The 19,411-nt window shown below is 60.0% G+C and carries 15 protein-coding genes and 1 tRNA gene; 6 read left to right on the forward strand and 10 right to left on the reverse strand.

Annotation, left to right across the window (positions count from 1 at the left end; all coding sequences use genetic code 11):
* Nucleotides 1-241: 241 nt before the first annotated feature.
* Nucleotides 242-1,852, forward strand: coding sequence for a fumarate hydratase (locus BW995_RS14680; protein WP_076401152.1), 1,611 nt, complete (start codon nt 242-244; stop codon nt 1,850-1,852).
* A 68-nt stretch (nt 1,853-1,920) separates the two neighbouring features.
* Here the strand turns inward: BW995_RS14680 and BW995_RS21250 are convergent, their stop codons facing one another.
* The gene (locus BW995_RS21250) at nt 1,921-2,052 is read right to left on the reverse strand and encodes a hypothetical protein (RefSeq protein ID WP_281251139.1); all 132 of its coding nucleotides are present in this window, start codon (nt 2,050-2,052) and stop codon (nt 1,921-1,923) included.
* 316 nt (nt 2,053-2,368) lie between these two features.
* On the opposite strand from BW995_RS21250, the gene BW995_RS14685 reads away from it, so the two are divergent.
* Nucleotides 2,369-3,322 carry a GSCFA domain-containing protein gene (locus BW995_RS14685; RefSeq protein ID WP_076401153.1) on the forward strand — a complete coding sequence of 318 codons (954 nt, stop codon included), beginning with the start codon at nt 2,369-2,371 and terminating at the stop codon, nt 3,320-3,322.
* 112 nt (nt 3,323-3,434) lie between these two features.
* Here the strand turns inward: BW995_RS14685 and BW995_RS14690 are convergent, their stop codons facing one another.
* The 5 genes from BW995_RS14690 to moaA form a co-directional block, all read right to left on the reverse strand.
* Nucleotides 3,435-4,451, reverse strand: a complete 1,017-nt coding sequence (locus BW995_RS14690) for a substrate-binding domain-containing protein (RefSeq protein WP_076401154.1) — start codon at nt 4,449-4,451, stop codon at nt 3,435-3,437.
* 170 nt (nt 4,452-4,621) lie between these two features.
* Nucleotides 4,622-5,866 (reverse strand): HD domain-containing phosphohydrolase, encoded by a 1,245-nt coding sequence (locus BW995_RS14695; protein WP_076401155.1) that lies wholly within the window; start codon nt 5,864-5,866, stop codon nt 4,622-4,624.
* Nucleotides 5,863-7,092: an HDOD domain-containing protein gene (locus tag BW995_RS14700; protein WP_076401156.1), complete on the reverse strand. Its 1,230-nt coding sequence runs from the start codon at nt 7,090-7,092 to the stop codon at nt 5,863-5,865. Before BW995_RS14700 ends, BW995_RS14695 begins: the two co-directional genes overlap by 4 nt.
* Nucleotides 7,093-7,094: 2 nt before the next feature.
* Nucleotides 7,095-10,202: a PAS domain S-box protein gene (locus BW995_RS14705; protein WP_076401157.1), complete on the reverse strand. Its 3,108-nt coding sequence runs from the start codon at nt 10,200-10,202 to the stop codon at nt 7,095-7,097.
* 77 nt (nt 10,203-10,279) lie between these two features.
* Entirely contained in the window at nt 10,280-11,290 is a 1,011-nt protein-coding gene (gene moaA / locus BW995_RS14710) for a GTP 3',8-cyclase MoaA (protein ID WP_076401158.1), read from the reverse strand.
* Nucleotides 11,291-11,482: 192 nt separating this feature from the next.
* Here moaA and BW995_RS14715 point away from each other — a divergent pair, with 192 nt between their 5' ends.
* The 3 genes from BW995_RS14715 to BW995_RS14725 all read left to right on the forward strand — a co-directional run bounded on the left by BW995_RS14715 (nt 11,483) and on the right by BW995_RS14725 (nt 14,824).
* Entirely contained in the window at nt 11,483-11,995 is a 513-nt protein-coding gene (locus tag BW995_RS14715; RefSeq protein WP_076401159.1) for a cache domain-containing protein, read from the forward strand.
* Between the two features lie 196 nt (nt 11,996-12,191).
* The gene (locus BW995_RS14720) at nt 12,192-12,491 is read left to right on the forward strand and encodes a hypothetical protein (protein WP_217696102.1); all 300 of its coding nucleotides are present in this window, start codon (nt 12,192-12,194) and stop codon (nt 12,489-12,491) included.
* Between the two features lie 155 nt (nt 12,492-12,646).
* The gene (locus tag BW995_RS14725; RefSeq protein WP_076401161.1) at nt 12,647-14,824 is read left to right on the forward strand and encodes a protoglobin domain-containing protein; all 2,178 of its coding nucleotides are present in this window, start codon (nt 12,647-12,649) and stop codon (nt 14,822-14,824) included.
* 111 nt (nt 14,825-14,935) lie between these two features.
* On the opposite strand, the gene BW995_RS14730 is transcribed toward BW995_RS14725, so the two are convergent.
* Nucleotides 14,936-16,144, reverse strand: a complete 1,209-nt coding sequence (locus BW995_RS14730; protein ID WP_076401162.1) for a CaiB/BaiF CoA transferase family protein — start codon at nt 16,142-16,144, stop codon at nt 14,936-14,938.
* A gap of 162 nt (nt 16,145-16,306) precedes the next feature.
* Entirely contained in the window at nt 16,307-17,485 is a 1,179-nt protein-coding gene (locus BW995_RS14735; protein WP_139332941.1) for an acyl-CoA dehydrogenase, read from the reverse strand.
* Between the two features lie 221 nt (nt 17,486-17,706).
* Between BW995_RS14735 and BW995_RS14740 the strand changes: the two genes are divergently transcribed.
* A complete protein-coding gene (locus BW995_RS14740) occupies nt 17,707-18,486 on the forward strand; it encodes a class I SAM-dependent methyltransferase (protein ID WP_076401163.1) in 780 nt (259 codons plus the stop codon).
* Between the two features lie 47 nt (nt 18,487-18,533).
* Here BW995_RS14740 and BW995_RS14745 read toward each other — a convergent pair.
* Nucleotides 18,534-18,610 (reverse strand) — tRNA-Asp (locus BW995_RS14745).
* Nucleotides 18,611-18,679: 69 nt separating this feature from the next.
* A complete protein-coding gene (locus BW995_RS14750; RefSeq protein ID WP_076401164.1) occupies nt 18,680-19,405 on the reverse strand; it encodes an MgtC/SapB family protein in 726 nt (241 codons plus the stop codon).
* Nucleotides 19,406-19,411 lie beyond the last annotated feature (6 nt).

Here is a 19,411-nt window from a genome sequence, read left to right on the forward strand (position 1 = left end):
ATGGGAAGGGGCAGAATAGTGGATTGCCGTCAGCGTGCATAGGCCGACGTGCATAGGCCAGTGAACACAAAAGTGGGGCTGGTTTTGCGCAACAACACTGGACCTTTGCAGGGATTCCTTTTATACCCTCTGCCCAAACGGGCGGGTTGTCTCCCACCCTGTGCCGCTGGTCAGGAAAGGGCGGGCAGGGGGCGTGGGCGAGGCCCGCTGGTGCGCCACCGGATTGCCAGGGATGGTTGGAATGATCGACGCCGCCTTTGCTGAAATGTTCCCTCTGAGTGAGGACAAGACCGAATACCGCAAGCTCGAGGGCGATTACGTCCGTGTCGAGAGCTTTAACGGCAAGGACATGCTGGTGGTGGCCCCCGAGGCCCTCACCCGTCTGACCGATGAAGCCTTCCACGATGTGTCTCACCTGCTGCGTCCCAGCCATCTGGCCCAGGTGCGCGCCATCATTGATGACCCGGAAGCCTCGCCCAACGATCGCTTTGTGGCGCTGGAAATGCTGAAGAACGCCAACATTTCGGCGGGCGGCATTCTGCCGATGTGTCAGGACACCGGCACCGCGATCATCATGGGCAAAAAAGGCCAGCAGGTGTGGACCGGCGCCAACGACGCCCATTACCTGAGCCAGGGCGTGGTCGATGCCTACAGCCGCCTCAACCTGCGCTATTCGCAGATGAGCCCGCTCAACATGTTCGACGAAGTCAACACCGGCAACAACCTGCCGGCCCAGATTGACCTCTATGCCACCGAAGGCATGTACTACAAGTTCATGTTCATGGCCAAGGGCGGTGGCTCGGCCAACAAGACCTTCCTGTATCAGGAAACCAAGGCGCTGCTGAACCCGGCCAGCCTGGAAAAGTTCCTGCTGGAAAAGCTGCCCTACATCGGCACCTCGGCGTGCCCGCCGTACCATCTGGCGATTGTCATTGGTGGCACCTCGGCGGAAACCAACCTGAAGACCGTCAAGCTGGCCTCGGCCCGCTACCTCGACGGCCTGCCGACCACCGGTGGCAATCAGGGCCATGCCGTGCGCGACATCGAAATGGAACAGAAGGTGCTGGAACTGACCCGCACGCTGGGCATCGGCGCGCAGTTCGGCGGCAAGTACTTCTGCCATGACGTGCGGGTGATCCGTCTGCCGCGCCACGGGGCATCCTGCCCGGTGGGGATTGGCGTGTCGTGCTCGGCTGACCGCCAGATGTGGGGCAAGATCACCAAAGACGGTGTGTTCCTCGAGGCGCTGGAACGCGATCCGGCCAAATACATGCCGGAAGTCCGCACCGACCGCATGTCGGAACAGGTGGTCAAGATTGACCTGAACCAGCCGATGGACGATATCCGCAAGACGCTGGCCCAGTATCCGATCAAGACCCGTGTCAGCCTGAGCGGAACGATGATCGTCGCCCGCGACATCGCCCACGCCAAGCTGAAGGAGCGTCTGGACTCCGGTGCCGGTCTGCCTGACTACTTCAAGAACCACCCGGTCTATTACGCCGGTCCGGCCAAGACCCCGGAAGGCATGCCGTCCGGCTCGTTCGGCCCGACCACTGCGGGCCGCATGGATGCCTACGTTGACCTGTTCCAGGCCCATGGCGGTTCGATGGTGATGGTGGCCAAGGGCAACCGCAGTCAGGGGGTGACCGAGGCCTGCAAAAAGCACGGTGGTTTCTACCTCGGCTCTATTGGTGGCGCGGCGGCCATTCTGGCCCAGAACGCGATCAAGAAGGTCGAAGTGCTGGAATACCCCGAACTGGGCATGGAAGCGGTGTGGAAGATCGAGGTCGAAGACTTCCCGGCCTTCATCATCGTTGATGACAAGGGCAACGACTTCTTCAAGCAGCTGTAAGCCTGCGGCAGATTACGGTGCGAAGACAGCGGGGGCGAAAGCCCCCGTTTTGTTTGTCGCGGGGGCGGTCAGAGCGGAGTGTGATGGCAGGCACTCTCGATGCGAACCTCGGCATCGGGGTGGCAGGACTTGTGCCAGCGGGCAGCCTGCAGGACAGCCGCCGCCGAGGCGGCATCATAGCCGTGAGCATGAGGGTCCATGGGAACAGCCGACCACACGACGACGCTGCGCCGGGGATTGCCGTAGCGGTCGTGGTCTGAGTGGTGCTCGATACGAAGAATGTGCGGGCACGCCGGAGACACGAGGAACCTCATACTGTCAGGGGTGGGGGAGGGGATGCAAGGATAGGTTTTTGATCCTTCCGCCTGATATGAGGCCGGGAGGATAATCCTCAAGCCCTGTTCGGAAAATAAATTCTCTTCCGAGGCGAAGTCTCCCTTTGTAGCGCGACCAGAGCTGATTTCTTAACCAAACGCCTGCACCATGACCGTGGTTTATCCAAGGGAGTGCAATGACATGGATGACACACTGGAAACCCTGCAAGAGGAAACGCCTCTGCAGGAAATCGTGGTGAAAATGGGGGACCATAACCAGCGATTCCATGGAACGTGGTATCGCGGATCAACGATCAATTACATCCCGACCAGGATGAATTTTGCCGAGGAAGACGCCGCCGAGCGCTATGTCCTGAAGGGCTGGTTGCCGCCTGCGCCACTGATTGACAAAACGTCGGTGGTAACAGCGTTTGGCAGTTGTTTTGCGCAGAACATCTCCGACTGGCTGCTGCGCGAGGGCTATAACGTTCTGGGCAAAAAGCTGAACCTGCAATCGCACATCATCCGCTTTGGGGATGGGATCGTAAACACCTTTTCGATCCGCGAGCAACTGGAATGGGCCTTTGAAAACAAGAGCCTGGTCGATGGACTGTGGTTCGGGGAACACAAGGAAATTGTCACCCCGGATGACAGCGTCCGCCAGACGACCGCCGACCTGTTGCGGCAGACCTCGACCCTGATCATCACGCTTGGGCTGTCGGAAATCTGGTACGACAAACAATCAGGGCGGGCTTTTTGGCGGGCTATTCCGGCGTCGATGTTTGATGAGGAGCACCATGGGTTCCGCCTGACGACGGTCGAGGAAAACCGCGAAAACCTGCTGGCAATCTGCGCGCTGGTCAAGAAACACGTACCGGATTGCAATGTGATTTTCACCCTGTCGCCGATCCCGCTGATGGCAACCTTTCGCCCGGTCAGCTGCATCACGGCAAATTCGGTTTCCAAGGCGATTTTGCGGGTTGCCCTTGATGAACTGATGCAGCGCAATATCGAGAACGTCTACTACTTCCCGTCCTATGAGCTGGTCAAGGAAGTCTTTGCCGATCCGTATCTGAAGGATAATCGGCACGTCAAGCCCGAGCTGATCGAAATGATCATGAAGATTTTCGGGCGGAATTATTGTTCCGGGGAATAAGGACCCGCGTGAAAACGATGTGCCGGTTTTCACGCAACACGGCGCCCGTTCAAAGGTCCGGGGCCAGAAAGGCCCCATACCTTGTTTACCACACAGGGCTTACCGCACAGGGTTACAGATTTTCAGCCGCTTTCTGGCTGTCCTGCCGCTGTTTGGCAGGCAAGGGAACCAGCCCGTCATCCTGCAAACGCCCACCGGGACCGATCATGTCTTCGCTCAGGTACAGGCGGACGAAATCGGCCAGACCGGGGACGCGCGGCAGGTGGTCTTTCTTGACATAGACATACAGGTCGCGCATCAACGGATAGCTGTTGCTCATCAGGCTGACGGCTGATGGCTGAACACCTTCGATCGGGGCGGCTTTCAGGGTTGGATCATCGCCGAGCGCATGGAAACCGATGACGGCGACGGCTTTGGGGTTGGCCGAGGTCCGGCGCAGCAGCGTGTCATCATTCTCGCCCGCATCAACATAAGCGCCATCTTCGCGCAGCTTCATGCACAGCGGGAGGCGGTCTGCCTCGGGCATGGACTGGATGCTGTCGTTGGCAAGGCAGCTGGGTTCAATCACCATCCCGACCAGAGCATCCCGGGTGCCCGAGGTCGGCGGCGGTCCATAGACCAGAATCGGCAGGTCCGGCAGGATCGGATCGATTTCGTGCCAGCTGTGATAGGGGTTGGCCTGAATTTTTCCCTGCACGGGCAGGCGGGCCGCCAGAGCTTTCCACAGATGGTCGCGGGTGAGGTTGAACAACGGTCCCTTTTCACGGGCATTGATGATCACCAGACCGCCCTGTCCGACCGGAAATTCCAGGACGGTGCCAACGTCATTGTGGGCACACAGGTCCTTTTCGGCGTCAGTCATCTGGCGCGAAGCGGTCACAATGTCGGGGGTGCTGTCGCCAATTCCCTGACAGAACTGCTTGAACCCGCCACCGGTCCCGGTGGATTCCACCACCGGGGATGGATGTTGTTTTCGGATGCCGAATTGTTCCGCCACTTCGGAAGTAATGTTGAACATCGTTGACGAGCCGACGATGCGGATTTCCTGCCGGGGTGCGGCCTCTGCTGCCGAAGTCGCAGCCAGGCCGAGTACGGCGGCAACGGTGAACAGGGAACGCACTGATCTCATAACCGCAAGGCCCCTTTGTAACGGATCGTTTCTGTGCCATCGACTACAGCACGACAGAGCGCCATCTGCAGCCATTGATGATCGGCAGACGGAAAAGACCAAACCATAGAGGCGTTAATGGTCTTTTTTGATCGTCTGCGCAAGGGAAAGGGGGGGATATCATAAAAAGTTCAATTATTGCCTGATGGGGAGACTCCCGTTCCTGCTGCCACAGCAGGCGTAACCCCGGCAATGGCACCAGCCTGATGCGCTCGCATGACCCACGGCTGAATGATGACAATCGGCTGCTTGATCGGGTGGATTTTGGCCAGATTGTGGATGCGTTCGATCAGGGCGACATTCAGGCGGGCTCCGGCAGCCAGAATCATGTGGCCGTTTTCCAGTTCCATGTTTTCGGCCAGCACCTGATCGGCGGTCAGCCCACTGATTTTCACCTCTTCCCGTTCGATGTCGCTCAGTTCAGGGGTATTGTTCCAGCGTGACATGGCGTCGCGCACCTTGCGGAACAGGATCGGGTCATAGCGTTCCTTGTGGGCCTCCAGAGTCCTGAAGGTGGCCGCGGTTGGCTCTTTCTCTCCGCAGACGCGGGCAACATCCTTGATCAGGTACAGCAGGCGGGCATCGAGAGGCAGGGCATCTCCCTTCGGAGCGTCAACCGGAAAGCCGCTGCCGTCATAGCCTCGATTTTGCAAGGCCACGATATTGGCAACCACCGACAGGCGGGGGATGTTTCCAATCAGCTTGCGGGCGGCTTCGGGGGCGTGAACAACGATGCCTTCCTCAATGGGCGATAAAATGACTCCATCGGCCATTTTCTGGGTGATTTCGGTCGGAATGGTGACATGGCCGATGGCCGACAGCATGGTGGCCAGTTCCAGTTGCCAGCGGGAGGGCAGGTTCCATTCGGTGATCAGGCGATGGACCCAGTCTCGCATGCGGGTGGCTTGCCCATAGGCTTCGGGGGCAACAAGCGAGAGGACATCCATCAACAGCTTGATGCTGCCAGAGAGGGTTTTTTCCAGCAGTTCCTTTTCGGCGGTCAGCAGGCGGTATTGCTCCAGTGCGGCGTCCAGCCCCTTGCACAAGGTTTCCGTGCTGCACGGTTTGTTGAAAAAGCGGAAGATGGCCCCTTCGTTGACCGCATCCATGGCGGTCTGCTGATCGGCATTGCCGGTCAGCATGATGCGGATGGTATTCGGACTGAGGTCGCGGATTTTGCGCAGAACCTGCACTCCGTCCATGCCGGGCATGCGCATGTCGCAGACCACGACGGCATAGGGGCCGTGGGTCTGGATGGCGAACAGGGCCTGCTGGCCACCTTCGGCGACATCAACCGGATAATGGCGACGGAGCTGGCGGTTCAGGGAGGCCAGCAGGTTGGCATCGTCGTCAACGAGAAGAATTTTACCTTTCATGCCACACCTTCCATAAATGTCTGCTGGCTGCGAAGGCGCCACTTTGCCAGGCGGGGCGTAAGGGCGAGGGAGTCGAGATAGGCTTCATTCAGATATGGTTCGGGCGGCAGGTCGGCCCGCGCCGGGGCAAACAGGGGGAATTCAGGAGCAAGACCGACAGCAATATGCAGGCAGGTCAGAATATTGATGGCCGGGGCCGGACAGCGATCCGGGTGGTTCTGGTACATCACGGCTTCGAGGATGGGTTTGTCAAAACCCCACAGGCCCAGCAGATAGGCTCCCAGTTCGGTATAAGAGGCACCGAGATTGTTTTGTTCGGCCTGTTCCAGGGTTTGACCGCCCTTGATGTGGGCTTGCACCTGAAGGACGCGGTGTGGCATCTGATCGACCAGCAACAGGGTTCCAATATGGGACAACATACCAGCGGAAAAGGCCATGGTGCAGGCCTGGGAGTCCAGAGACAGATCCTTCGCGATGCTGTGGGCCATCATCCCCAGATGCAGGCTGAAACGGTTGATGGTATCGAGCAGGGACGCTGTTGCCGATGACCCGCTGAACTGGCGGAACAGCCCGGCAGACAGCAACAGGGCGCGCACGGTTTCCAGTCCCAGCAGGCGGACGGCCTGCAAGGGGCTGGCAACGGCGCTGTGGGTGGAGAAAAAAGCCGAGTTGGTCATTTTCATCAGGGCAGCGGTCATGGCGACGTCGCGCCCGATCACCTCGGCCACGGTGGCAGCCGAAGCGGTGGGCGAGTCAATGGCCCGCATCAGCTCGGAAAAGATGGTCGGGGGTGTTGGCAGGTTGCGCAACGAGGTGACCAGATGGCGCAATCCTTCGTTCTGCAGGCTGCGCCGCAGGGCCAGTGCCCGATCAAGGATGGCAATCAGGCTGCGGGGGTCGCAGGGCTTGGCCATGTACTGATGGGCTGGGGCCACGGTGCGCAGGATACTGTTGTCTTTGGCGTAGCCCGACAGAATGATGCGGATGGTTGAGGGGGACTGTTTTTCAATCAGTGACAACAGGTCGGCACCATCCAGATCCGGCATCCGCATGTCGGAAACCACCATGTCATAGCGTGCCCGATCCATCGCCGCCAGCGCGTCGGCGCTGCCGGTGGCAAAGTGCATTTCCCATTGATCCCGCTGGCTGTACAGCATGCGCTTCAGGCCTTGCAGGATGTTGCGGTCATCATCGACGAAAAGGATGCGGGGGGTAGGTGTGGTCATGATCAGGCCCTCCCGGTGGCATCTGAAGGCTGTTCGGTCGGCGTGCTGATGTCTTCGTCATGGACGGGCAGGCAGACAATAAAAGTGGTGCCGCCGACTTCGTTGTCTTCGAAGCAGATTTTGCCATGATGCTTGTTGGTGATGGCATCGCGGCTGATCGCCAGTCCCTGTCCGGTTCCCTTGCCAACATCTTTGGTGGTGAAAAACGGGTCAAATATCTTGTCCCTGATGGCTGGGGGAACGCCGCCACCATTGTCGGCAATACGAATTTCAATCCATTCTTCATCTGGCTGATTGGCATCACGCAGTAACCGGGTGGAAATGCTGATCTTTCCGGATGGTTGCCCGTTTTCGCTGGGCAGGTGGCAATCTTCGATGGCGTGGCTGGCGTTGACCACCAGATTCAGGAATGCCTGGTTGATCTCGCCGGGATGGCACAGAATGCTGGGCAGATCATTGGCATAGTCTGTGCTGAGGGTGGCAACATGTTTCCATTCGTTCCGGCTGACCACCAGCGTGCTTTGCAAGGCCTTGTTGATGTCAGTGGCGATTTTGGTTGTTGTTCCGGGATGCGAGAATTCCTTCATGGAATTGACGATCCGGGTGACCTGAACCACGCCTTCCAGCGATTGCTGAATGGCGGTCGGGATTTCTTCGGTGAGGTACTCCAGATCAATCTCGTCTGCCTGCTTTTGCACGGTGGCGGCCAGTTGACGCAGGCGCTCAGAATCATCAGGAGACTCTGACAATGCCTGAAGCAGCCCGTTCTGGCCTTCATGAAGGCGTTGCAGCCCGTTAAAGGAGTCCGCGATGAATTGCAGGTTGTCACCGATATACTGGATCGGGGTGTTGATCTCGTGCGCGATGCCGGCGGCCAGCTGTCCAACGCTGGCAAAACGCGAGGCCTGCAAGGCTTCCTGCTGGGCCAGCTTCAGGGCCTGAATGTTGCGGAACGACAGGACGGCACCATAATGCTCATTGTCCCCTTCTGGCAGGGGGGCGCAGGCATAGCCGACTTGCAGGGTGCGGCCATCGGTGGTCGAAAACAGGGCATCGTCGTTGCGGATGATCCGGTGATCGTGCAGAACCTGTTGAATGGGGCTGCCTTCAAACGGTACGGGGGCGTCGTTTTCGACCACGCTCAACAGATCCTGAAAATGGGTATCGAATAATGACAGATGGGTATCGGCCAGAATTTGCTGGCGGGCCGATGTGTTGGCAAACAGGATGCGACCTTCGGAGTCAATCACCAGAACGCCTTCGACCAGCGTGTCGGTAATGCTGCGCAGGCGGTTTTCGCTGCCTCGCAAAGCCTGCTCGGTGCGTTCCCGTTCCTTGATCTCGGCACGCAGTTTTTCGGTGCGCTCGGCAACCAGATGTTCAAGCTGGCGCTGATGGGTGGTGACGGCTTCTTCATACAGCTTGCGCAAGGTGATATCGCGGAAAACCATCACCGCCCCGGCCACCCGGTTGTTGTCCAGCATCGGGGCAATCATGCATTCACTGGAAAAATTGCTGCCATCAAGGCAATTGAGGGTTTGCGCCAGGTTGGCAACTCCTTGCTCGCCATTCAGCGTGCTTTGCAGGGGCATGGTTGCGGTGTCGGGGAACAGGACGTAGGCCGATGACCCTTCCAGCGTCACGTCTCCGGCTTTCAGGATCTGGCGGGCGGCCGGGTTGGCAAAGGTAATCCGGCCATCCAGCCCGATGCCGACAATGCCGTCCCCCGCCGAATTCAGCACCAGTTCGGTCTGGCGTTGCAGGGCCTGAAGTTGTGATTCGCGGGCCTTCAGGGCGGTAATGTCACTGCGCAGCCCGACGGTGCCGCCATCGGGCATGCGAAACTCGCGGCTATGAATCCAGCGTCCATCCGAAGTGCGGTGAATGACGCCCTCGGCGCTGGGGTGGCGATGATCGTGCAGGCGCCGTTCAATAAAGGATGCAGGTTGCGGAGTGCCATTCTCGTCGGTGTAAATACCCTTGGCGTGAGCGGCCCGTAAAATGATTTCAAAACTGGTGCCTGGGGTCAGGGTGTCGGCCACCTGCCTGAACATCTCGCGGTACGGGCGATTGCAGATCACCAGCCGGTCGTCCTTGTCATACAGGGCAAAGCCGTCGGTGATCACCTCCATTGCGGCGGCAAACTGGCGTTCCACCATGTTGGCCCGCTGCTCGATTTCGGCTTCGTGGGTGATATCCCGCCCTGTTCCGCGATAGCCGCGAAATTGCCCGTGCGGGCCGAAATGGGGCACGCCATTGATCCGGATGGTCCGATGGCTGTCACCAAAGGAAAATTCGTAAACCAGATCACGGAACGGTTTGTGCTGGTGCAGGTCGGCGGCCAGTTTCAGGCCCTGTTTGCTGTCGATGCTGAGGCCGGTGTTGTACCAACCCTTGCCAATCAGCGTTTCGGGGTCTACGGCCAGAACCTCGCGGGTCTTTTTGGACAGAAAGCTGAAATGGTGCTCGGGGTCGGTTTCCCAGAACCAGTCCGAGGCCGATCCGGCCAGATCGCGCAACCGGCCTTCGCTTTCGCGCAGGGCGTATTCATGCTGTTTGCGCTGGGTGATGTCGCGGATGATGGCGACATAGACCTGGCCGCTGCCGCCGGGCTTTTCACCGATCTTGATTTCGATCGGAAAGGTCTCGCCATTCAGGCGCTGGGCCCTCATTTCGTTCCCGGAGGAGGTCGAGCGGGGAGCGGGCAGGTCATCGCCATCGTCGTCCTGCTGGGGAGGATCGAGGTCTTTCGAGGAAACCAGCAGGCTGTCGATTGATTTGCCGATCAGCTCGGCGGCCTTGCAGGCAAAGGTTTGCAGGGCGGCCCGATTGACCTGCTGGATCATTCCGTCCGGTGTCAGCAACAGAACGGCATCGCCGATGGTGTCCAGCAGCAGGCTGGTTTCCACCTCGACGGCGTGCTGGCGGTCTTTCTGGATGCGGGCCAGATCGTCCCGCAGCTGCTCAATCAGGCGTTCGTCAGAGCTGTGCTGGCGTTCGAGCGTGGTGTACGTCTCGTTGATGTCACGAAACAGGCAGGTGAAATCAGTCTGACCGGCAGCGATCTGCAGGCTGATGGATGCCAGTTGCTGGCGCAGGATGGGGTTCATGCTGCTCCTCCGTCCACAGGCCGCTGCGTTCGGGAGGCAGGGCTCTGCAGGGATGTACAGCAAAAACCATGCCAGTATCAGCCGCCGGTTACGCTCATGTGGCGAACCACCGCCGGGGCCGACACCGAACGGTCAATGACGAAATCATGCCCTTTCGGCTTGCGGGCGATGGCCCCCAGAATGGCATCCTGCACGGCGTGCGGCGCATCCGGATTTTGACGGACGACCTCGCGCAGGTCCAGATGATCATCCTGCCCAAGGCACATGTATAGCTGGCCGGTACACGTCAGACGGATGCGGTTACAGCTTTCGCAGAAATTGTGCGACATCGGGGTGATGAAGCCGATCCGTCCCCCGGTCTCATGGCAGCGGACATAGCGGGCCGGGCCGCCGGTGTTCAGGTCGGGGATGTCGGTCAGGGTATAGCGCTGTTCAATCCGCTGGCGGACTTCGGCCAGCGACAGGTATTGATCAGCCCGATGGATGTCGATCTCCCCCATCGGCATGGTTTCGATCAGTGTCAGGTCAAAGCCTTCGGCACCGCACCAGGCAACCATCGGCAGCAACTCGTCATCATTGACCCCGCGCAGGGCGACCATGTTGATTTTAACCTGTAATCCGGCCTGCCGGGCTGCCTTTAGCCCCTTCAGCACCTTGTCCAGATCGCCCCAGCGGCTGATGGTGCGGAAACGGTCGGGGTTCAGGCTGTCGAGCGACACGTTGATCCGGCGCACGCCGCAGGCCCGCAGGGCGCTGGCATGGCGGTCCAGTTGGGTGGCATTGGTGGTCAGGGTCAGTTCGCGCAACCCCGGCCCGCTGTGACCGGCGGGCACCAGCAATGACCCCAGCCGCTCCATCAGGTGCATGACGTTCTTGCGCACCAGCGGCTCGCCGCCGGTGATGCGGATTTTTTCGATTCCCAGACCAATAAAGCCGCTACAGACCTGCGCCAGCTCTTCCAGCGACAGCAGGTCGGCTTTCGGCAGAAAGGTCATGTCCTCGGACATGCAATAGACGCAGCGCAAATCACAGCGATCCGTAACGGAAACGCGCAGATAGGTTACTCGGCGGCCAAAGGGGTCGATCATGCGAACGGTGCTCCTGTTTACTGTTAACCTAGGGAGCTTGTTGTCTGTCGTCAAATTGTCTTGTTGGGGCTGGGGGCAGACAGGCCGGCGAGATAAAGCCCCCGGTCATGCAACCAAAGTCCTACAGCGCGTCTTGCAGGGATATTCGACACTGCTGCTCTTTGTTGCATAGCTGGAAAAGGGGCTGAAAACATGAAGACGAAACTGCGCTCGCTCGGTCTCGCAGCCTTGGCGCTGACCATCGGCGGGACTGTGATGCAGGGGGTGACCGTGGCTCCGGCGGGTCATCTGGTGGTGGGGCAGCAGGCTCAGGCCGGGACGGCGACCGCTGAACAGGCTCAGGCCTTGCTGGCCCGTGCGGTGGCAAAAATCAAGGCTGATGGACAGGATGTGGCCTTTAAGGCTTTCAGTGACCGTCAAGGTGGGTTCATCGAAGGCGAGCTGTATGTCTTTGTCTTTGATATGAAAGGCATTTATCTGGCCTCGGGCGGGAACCCCGCTTTGGTTGGCATGGATGCAATCGACCTGAAGGATGCCGAAGGCAAGGCGCTGGTGCGGGAAATGGTTGCTCTGGCTAAAGGCAAGGGGGAAGGCAGCGTCGATTACGTCTGGCTGAACCGGGCGACCAACAAGGTGGAACACAAGCGCTCGCTGATCCAGAAGGTCGGCGACAGCATTGTCGGCGTTGGCTATTACCACGAATAAGCAACGGTTACCGGGGCTTCTCCTTCCGGCGAGGCTGTAGTAAGGAAAATCCCGGACAGGAACTGCGGGCCTGTCCGGGATTTTTGGTGCTGACTCATGGAATGGATAGCGGTCAATGTCGGGGTATGGGTTTTATTGCGCGCAGTTACGGTATTTTGCCCGGACCACCGAGCGAATTTCCCCTGATGTTGCGGCGATGATGGATGTTCTGCTTGCCATTGCATCGCAGGTCGAGGCACAGGGGAGCTATACGGTGAAGGCCGGAGACCTGCGGCTGGCTGCGCGGGCGCTGGCCGGGGTGGCCGGATTGCTGCAAAAGCATGTTCTGCCCGAAGTGGTCGCTGCCGGAAATGGCCGGGGAGAAGCGCAGGTGCGCTGGACCATCGATACCTCGATGGAGGCGATGACCATCCTTATGACCCATGCCGACGCGCCCGAGGGCGCCTCTGACCGGACGATTGCCCTGCCGCGTCCCCCCGAGGTCGGCATCAACTAACTGCAAGATGGATTGCATATTGCGAAGCAAAGTGCATTTCCGTGTATTTTTGATCGCCTTTTGAGGCTGTGGTTATGCCGGGGGTCGTCTTTGGCATCTGGCATACAATTCGCATTCCCTGACGGATCACAGGAACCGTCTTTAAGGGGGCAGCGATGCCGGGACCCAATCCACAGCACGACAGGGACGATAGCCCCGAGCACCGTATACTTGCCTTTTTCGGCATGGGGGGAGACCGTGCCGAGGATCTACGGCAGGTGTGGGGGGCAATCGAGCCGTATCTGGATGGTGTCCTGGACCGCTTTTACAGCGACATTCAGCAAACCGAGGAACTGCGGGGAACACTGGGCAAGGGGCCGGGCCTCGAGCAGCTGAAGGCCGCGCAGAAAAACCACTGGAAAGCGCTGTTGACGGGCGGTTTGGGGCCGGACTATTTCCGCCGGGCCGAGCGGATCGGCATTGCCCATGTCCGGGTCGGACTGACTCCCGACTGGTACATCGGCAGCTATGCCCGCCTGTTGACCGCGATGCTTGGTGAGTTACAGGGGGATGGCACCAGAATCACCGGTCTCTTCGGGAAAAAAGCCGGCCTGTCAGTCACTGGTATGCAGACGTTCATCCGGGCGGTGATGCTGGACATGAGTGTTGCCTTGCGGGCTTATTTTGATCTGTCGTCACGGGAAAACCGCCAGCAGGAAAGCGAAGCGATGGCTTCGTTCATCGAAGAGGAAATGACCACCGCCTCGCGGGTGGCGGCCGAAGAAAACGCGATCCTGCTGGAGCTGTCGTCGGCGATGACCCAGACGATGGATGTGATCCGCCTTGATGCCCAAACGGTCCAGAACTCTGTTGAGTCGGCGTCGTCCTGTATTCAGGCTGTTGCCGATGCCGCCATGGAGATGGAAACCACATCGCGGGAAACCCGCAGCAGCGTCGATCAGGCTACCCTTTATGTCTCGTCTACCGTCGAGCAGGCCAATGAAGCCAGCGGTGTCATTCAGGCCCTGTCTGAAGTGGGAGGGCGGGTGGCCAACGGGCTGGAGCTGATCCAGGGGATTGCCAAGCAGACCAACCTGCTGGCCCTGAACGCAACCATCGAAGCGGCTCGCGCTGGTGAATACGGCAAAGGCTTTGCCGTTGTCGCGCACGAGGTGAAGGATCTTGCCCGCAGAACCGAAACTGCCGCCGGGGAAATTGCCGTGCAGGTGAATGATATTACCGGGGCGGTGCGTGCAGCGGTCAGCGCCATCGAGCAAATTGCCCAGTCCATTGGCGGCATTCGCGATATCACCGAAACCGTTCAGAAGTCGACCTCCGAACAGATGCGGTCAGCGCAAGAAATCAATCAGACCGCCGGGATCGCCGCCGCCAGTGCATCCGAGGCGGAAAAAGGCGTCCTTGGCATCATGGAACAAGTTGACCATTCAGCCGATACAGCCAGTTCACTGCAGACCTGTGCGGCGAAAGTAACTTCGGAAGTCGAACAACTGCATTCCCGCCTGACGGTAACCGTCCGTGGTTTTCCGTCGGCAGACCGCCGCCGTTCGCTGCGCATGCCAATTGAAATGGATGGCCGCATCGTTGAAAGCGGGGCACGGGTGACCCTGATCGAAGTGTCGCTGGGCGGGGCTCAGGCACGGATTGCCGCCAAAGACGTCCAGCCCGGGGCTTTGTTGACCCTCGATATTTCCAGGCTGGGCAAAGTCCGGGTACGGGTGGCTGGTGAGTTGCCCTATGGATACCGACTGGAATTCCTGAACGTGGGCGATGAACTGCGTGGGCGGTTGCAGGGGATTTTGCAACAGGCTGCCGCTGAAACCGACAGCATCAAGACCTATCTGGCGCAGCGGCGGGACATGGTCGTACAGGTGATCGAAAAGGCGGTGCAAGAGCGGCGTCTGAAGCCCGAAGAGCTGTTCGATACGCAGTATCAGTTGATTCCGGGTAGCAATCCGCCACAGTTTACCGTGCGCTATCTGCCGGTCTTTGATGCCATTCTGCCAGCGTTGCAGGACGAAGTTCTAAAGGAACTGCCAAAGGCTGCCTTGTGCTGTGCGGTCGATCGCAACGGGTACTTGCCGACCCATAACAGTCAGTACTCCCAGCCGCAAGGCGATGATCCGGCGTGGAATAATGCGTACTGCCGCAATCGCCGCATCTTTAATGACCGCACCGGCCTGTCTGCCGCCCGCAACACCAAGCCGTTCCTGTTACAGACCTATGCCCGTGACATCGGGGACGGCAACGTGGTGATGATGCGGGACATTTCGATGCCGCTGATCATTTGTGGCCAGCACTGGGGAGCGCTGCGGCTGGTAATGACCTTGAAATAACGGCGACGCGGAAATAAAAAAAAGCTCCCCGGCAGGCGGTAGGGGATGTCTGCCGGGGAGCCTGCGGCAGACCCTCTGCCCAGGGCTGCCGTATCTCGGGATGTATATTTTTTACAGAACGCCCTTTTCGCGCAGCGCGGTCTGCTGGTCGTCGCTGAGGCCCAACAGGCTGCCCAGCACCGCCGCGGTATCCTGCCCCAGAGTGGGCGGAGCCGAGGTGGCCACCGACGGCCATTCGTTGTAGCGGATCGGGTTGGCGACCAGATCGACCGTTCCGGCCTGTGGGTGCGGCAGGGTTTGTTTCAGGCCGCGCGCGATCACCTGCGGGTCGGCAAACACCTGATCAAGGGTGTTGATCGGGCCACAGGGAACCGCCTGATCTTCCAGCACGGCAATCCAGTCGGCGGTGGTGCGCATCGCAACCAGCCCGGCGACGACCGGCACCAGCTCGGCGCGGTTGGCAACGCGGCTGGCGTTGGTGCGGAACCGCTCGTCTTCAGCCAGATCGGGGCGACCGGCCAGCGTGCAGAAGCGGGCGAACTGACCATCGTTGCCAACGGCCAGAATCAGGTGGCCGTCCTGCGTGGCAAAGGCCTGATAGGGAACGATGTTCGGATGCGCATTGCCCATCCGGCGCGGGGCTTTGCCCGAGGTCAGGTAATTCATCGCCTGATTGGCGAGCACCCCGACCTGTACATCCAGCAGGGCCATGTCGATATGCTGACCTTCGCCGCTGCGGTCGCGTTTGGTCAGCGCAGCCAGCACGGCGACGGTCGAATACAGGCCGGTGAAAATGTCGGTAAAGGCAACCCCGGTCTTGGTCGGCAGGCCGTCCGGCTCGCCGGTCAGGCTCATGATGCCGCCCATGCCCTGAATCATGAAGTCATAGCCCGCCCGCTGGGCATAGGGGCCATCCTGACCAAAGCCGGTGATCGAGCAGTAAATCAGATCGGGTTTGACCGCCTTCAGGCTGTCATAGTCGAGGCCGTATTTTTTCAGGCCGCCGACCTTGAAGTTTTCCAGCACCACATCGCATTTGGTCGCCAGATCGCGGATCAGCGCCTGACCGTCGGGCGAGGCCATGTCGATGGTGACCGATTTTTTCCCGCGATTGCAGGACAGGTAATAGGCGCTTTCGGTGCTGTCGGCCAGAAACGGCGGGCCCCAGCCACGGGTATCATCGCCGCCCTGCGGGCGTTCGATCTTGATCACCTCGGCTCCCAGATCGGCCAGCAACTGGCCGCACCACGGACCGGCCAGCACGCGCGACAGGTCGAGAATACGCAGGTGCGACAAGGGGCCAGCAGGAGTATCGGCCATGATCGGTATCCTTTGCGGGGAAACGGGCGATGTGGGGAAACGGTATAAAAAAGGCAGGCTCTCCCCCGGCGCTGGACGTGGGGCAACACTGTGAATGCCGGAGAAGAGCCTGTCAGGAAGGCGCGCTGTCAGCCCGGAGACAACAGGCTGACGGGGTAAACCTTACCCGAACGCCTGCAGGCCAGTCTGTGCACGACCCAGGATCAGGGCGTGAACGTCGTGGGTTCCTTCGTAGGTGTTGACGGTTTCCAGATTGACCATGTGGCGGATCACCTGGAATTCGTCGGAAATGCCGTTGCCGCCGTGCATGTCGCGGGCCAGACGGGCAATGTCCAGAGCCTTGCCGACGTTGTTGCGCTTGATCAGCGACACCGCTTCGGGGGCCCAGGTGCCTTCGTCCATCATCCGGCCAACGCGCAGGGCAGCCTGGGTGGCGAGGGTGATTTCGGTCTGCATGTCGGCCAGCTTCTTTTGTACCAGCTGGGTAGCGGCGAGCGGACGGTTGAACTGCTTGCGGTCCAGCGTGTACTGGCGGGCGGCATGCCAGCAGAATTCGGCCGAGCCGATCACGCCCCAGGCGATGCCATAGCGGGCCTTGTTCAGGCAACCGAACGGACCACCCAGACCGGTGGCGCCGGGCAGCAGGTTTTCTTCGGGGACAAAGGCTTCGTCCAGCACCACTTCACCGGTGACCGAGGCGCGCAGCGACAGCTTGCCTTCGATTTTCGGGGTGGTGAAGCCCTTGGTGCCGCGTTCGACGATAAAGCCCTTGATCTTGCCGTCATGGGCGTCGGACTTGGCCCACACCACAGCGATGTCAGCGATCGGGCTGTTGGTGATCCACATCTTCTGGCCGCTGATCAGATAGCCGCCATCAACCTTTTTGGCGCGGGTGCGCATGCTGCCCGGATCGGAACCGGCGTCGGGTTCGGTCAGGCCAAAGCAGCCGACGATTTCGCCCGAGGCCAGTTTCGGCAGATACTTCTTTTTCTGCTCGTCACTGCCATAGGCATAGATCGGGTGCATCACCAGCGACGACTGCACGCTCATCGCCGAGCGATAGCCGCTGTCCACGCGCTCGACTTCGCGGGCGATCAGGCCATAGGCAACGTGGCTGGCCCCGGCGCCGCCGAATTCTTCCGGCAGGGTGGCGCCCAGCAGGCCCAGCTCGCCCATTTCGGACATGATTTCGCGGTCAAAGCGTTCTTCTCGGTAGGCGGACAGGACGCGCGGCTGCAGTTGATCCTGGCAATATGCACGAGCGGAATCGCGGATCAGTTTTTCGTCTTCACTCAGCTGGCCATCGAGCAAAAACGGGTCTTCCCATTGAAACGACTGCACGGACCTATCCTCCTGATGATGCATTCCCTCGTTGGGAGGGCTGGTGCTCAGGGTGCGCTGGCTTTCGATATAAGGCAAAAACAATTTATCTCTTTCTGCCATATCAGTTTCATATGGGTTCCACGGCAGGCAGATTTTATACCATGATAAATGCTTATCTTGTACCAGTCAGAAAACCGGTCAAAGCTGTGCGACCATTCAATCCGCCGCAGGAGGCCTTGATGCAAACACCCACTCAGACAGCGCATAATGCGGTCGTTGACCGCCATTTCGGGCCACGGGCGCACGACTATCTGACCAGTGCCGTGCATGCCCACGGCGAAGACCTGCGCCTGCTGGCCGAGATCGCCCAAACCCTGCCGCCACAGGCCACCGTGCTGGATGCGGGCTGTGGTGGCGGCCATGTCACCTATTGTCTGGCCCCGCTGGTCGGTCGGGTGGTGGCCTGTGACCTGTCGGCGCAGATGCTGGCGGTGGTCGAGCAGGAGGTGAAGCGGCGCGGCTTTGACACTCTGGTCACCAAATGCCTGCCGGTCGAGGGGTTGACCTGCCCGGATGCCTCGTTTGATCTGGTGGCCAGTCGTTACAGTGCCCACCACTGGCGCGACCTGTTGCCCGGCCTGCGCAGTTTGCGGCGGGTGGCCAAGCCGGGAGCGATGGCCTTTTTCAGTGACGTGGTGGCACCCGAGGACCGCTTGTGTGATACGTGGCTGCAAAGTCTGGAACTGCTGCGCGATCCATCGCATGTGCGCAATGCCTCGGTCAGCGCGTGGCAGCAGGTGTTGCAGCAGGCGGGGTTCCGCGTCGAGCGGGTCATCCCGGGGCGGCTACGGCTGGAATTCACCTCGTGGGTCGAGCGGATGGCAACCCCTGAAACCCACCGGCAGGCCATCCGGGCATTGCAGCAGTGCGCCAGTGCCGATGTGCGTCAGCATTTTGCCTTTGAGGCCGACGGAACCTTTACACTGGACACGGCGGTTTTTGTGGCAACAGCGGTGTGATCGCCGCAACAAAAAGGCTCCTTCTGGTGAAGGAGCCTTTTTGATAATGGCGCGAGTGACGGGGCTCGAACCCGCGACCTCCGGCGTGACAGGCCGGCACTCTAACCAACTGAGCTACACCCGCGCTGTGGGAGGCGCTTTATAGGCTGCCTGTGCGATGGCTGGCAAGAGAAAAATGCAGTGTCCTGATTTTTTATGTGCGGGCAGGGGCCAGAGTGAAATTCATCAGCGCATTCATGGCCTTCAGCTCGTCAGCCAGCCCGGCGGTATGGTCGATCCGTGGCCCCAGCAGGATCAGGTCATACTTGAAGTGATCATGATCGCCGTCGAGGGTATAGCTCCAGTCCTGCGCCTCGTAACCGTACTTGCCGACAATGGCGACGATCTCGTCCCGCTCGGCGGTGTGGTGGCGGGGATAGGTCAGGGACAGGTGGACGGTGGTCTGGTGCGGCAGGATGCGCTCCACCCAGCGAAAGCTGCTCATCACGATGATGGCGATGGTGGTCGCCGCCAGCGCTGCCGCATAAAAGCCAACGCCAATCAAGACCCCGACCCCGGCGGTCATCCACAGCGAGGCGGCGGTTGACAGTCCGCGGATGGTCATGCCATCGCGGATGATCACCCCGGCCCCCAAAAAGCCCATCCCGGCCAGAATGCCCTGAATGACCCGGGTCGGGTCGCCAATGGCCGGGGTTTGGGTCAGGCCGCCGTACCAGGCACCGGGGAAGCCGTTGATCACCGTCAGGGCGGTGGAGGTCAGGCAGACCAGAACATAGGTGCGCATTCCGGCGGCCCGCCCATGGTACGACCGTTCGTATCCAAGGACGATACCCACCGCCAGCGCCCCCAGCAAATGCAGAAAGATCAGGCTGTTGGCGATGATTTCCGGGGCAGACCAATAGGATTTCAGGGTTTCCATACTTGC

The organism is Insolitispirillum peregrinum (assembly GCF_900156605.1).
Lineage (GTDB): Bacteria > Pseudomonadota > Alphaproteobacteria > Rhodospirillales > Rhodospirillaceae > Insolitispirillum > Insolitispirillum peregrinum.

What these genes read in the sequence shown, in the direction of transcription:
- BW995_RS14725 (WP_076401161.1), top strand. Translation starts at nt 12,647, where the DNA reads ATGCCGGGACCCAATCCACAGCACGACAGGGACGATAGCCCCGAGCAC.
- BW995_RS14690 (WP_076401154.1), bottom strand. Translation starts at nt 4,451, where the DNA reads ATGAGATCAGTGCGTTCCCTGTTCACCGTTGCCGCCGTACTCGGCCTG.
- BW995_RS14730 (WP_076401162.1), bottom strand. Translation starts at nt 16,144, where the DNA reads ATGGCCGATACTCCTGCTGGCCCCTTGTCGCACCTGCGTATTCTCGAC.
- moaA (WP_076401158.1), bottom strand. Translation starts at nt 11,290, where the DNA reads ATGATCGACCCCTTTGGCCGCCGAGTAACCTATCTGCGCGTTTCCGTT.
- BW995_RS14750 (WP_076401164.1), bottom strand. Translation starts at nt 19,405, where the DNA reads ATGGAAACCCTGAAATCCTATTGGTCTGCCCCGGAAATCATCGCCAAC.
- BW995_RS14685 (WP_076401153.1), top strand. Translation starts at nt 2,369, where the DNA reads ATGGATGACACACTGGAAACCCTGCAAGAGGAAACGCCTCTGCAGGAA.
- BW995_RS14740 (WP_076401163.1), top strand. Translation starts at nt 17,707, where the DNA reads ATGCAAACACCCACTCAGACAGCGCATAATGCGGTCGTTGACCGCCAT.
- BW995_RS14720 (WP_217696102.1), top strand. Translation starts at nt 12,192, where the DNA reads ATGATGGATGTTCTGCTTGCCATTGCATCGCAGGTCGAGGCACAGGGG.
- BW995_RS14705 (WP_076401157.1), bottom strand. Translation starts at nt 10,202, where the DNA reads ATGAACCCCATCCTGCGCCAGCAACTGGCATCCATCAGCCTGCAGATC.
- BW995_RS14715 (WP_076401159.1), top strand. Translation starts at nt 11,483, where the DNA reads ATGAAGACGAAACTGCGCTCGCTCGGTCTCGCAGCCTTGGCGCTGACC.
- BW995_RS14700 (WP_076401156.1), bottom strand. Translation starts at nt 7,092, where the DNA reads ATGACCACACCTACCCCCCGCATCCTTTTCGTCGATGATGACCGCAAC.
- BW995_RS14695 (WP_076401155.1), bottom strand. Translation starts at nt 5,866, where the DNA reads ATGAAAGGTAAAATTCTTCTCGTTGACGACGATGCCAACCTGCTGGCC.
- BW995_RS14680 (WP_076401152.1), top strand. Translation starts at nt 242, where the DNA reads ATGATCGACGCCGCCTTTGCTGAAATGTTCCCTCTGAGTGAGGACAAG.
- BW995_RS21250 (WP_281251139.1), bottom strand. Translation starts at nt 2,052, where the DNA reads ATGGACCCTCATGCTCACGGCTATGATGCCGCCTCGGCGGCGGCTGTC.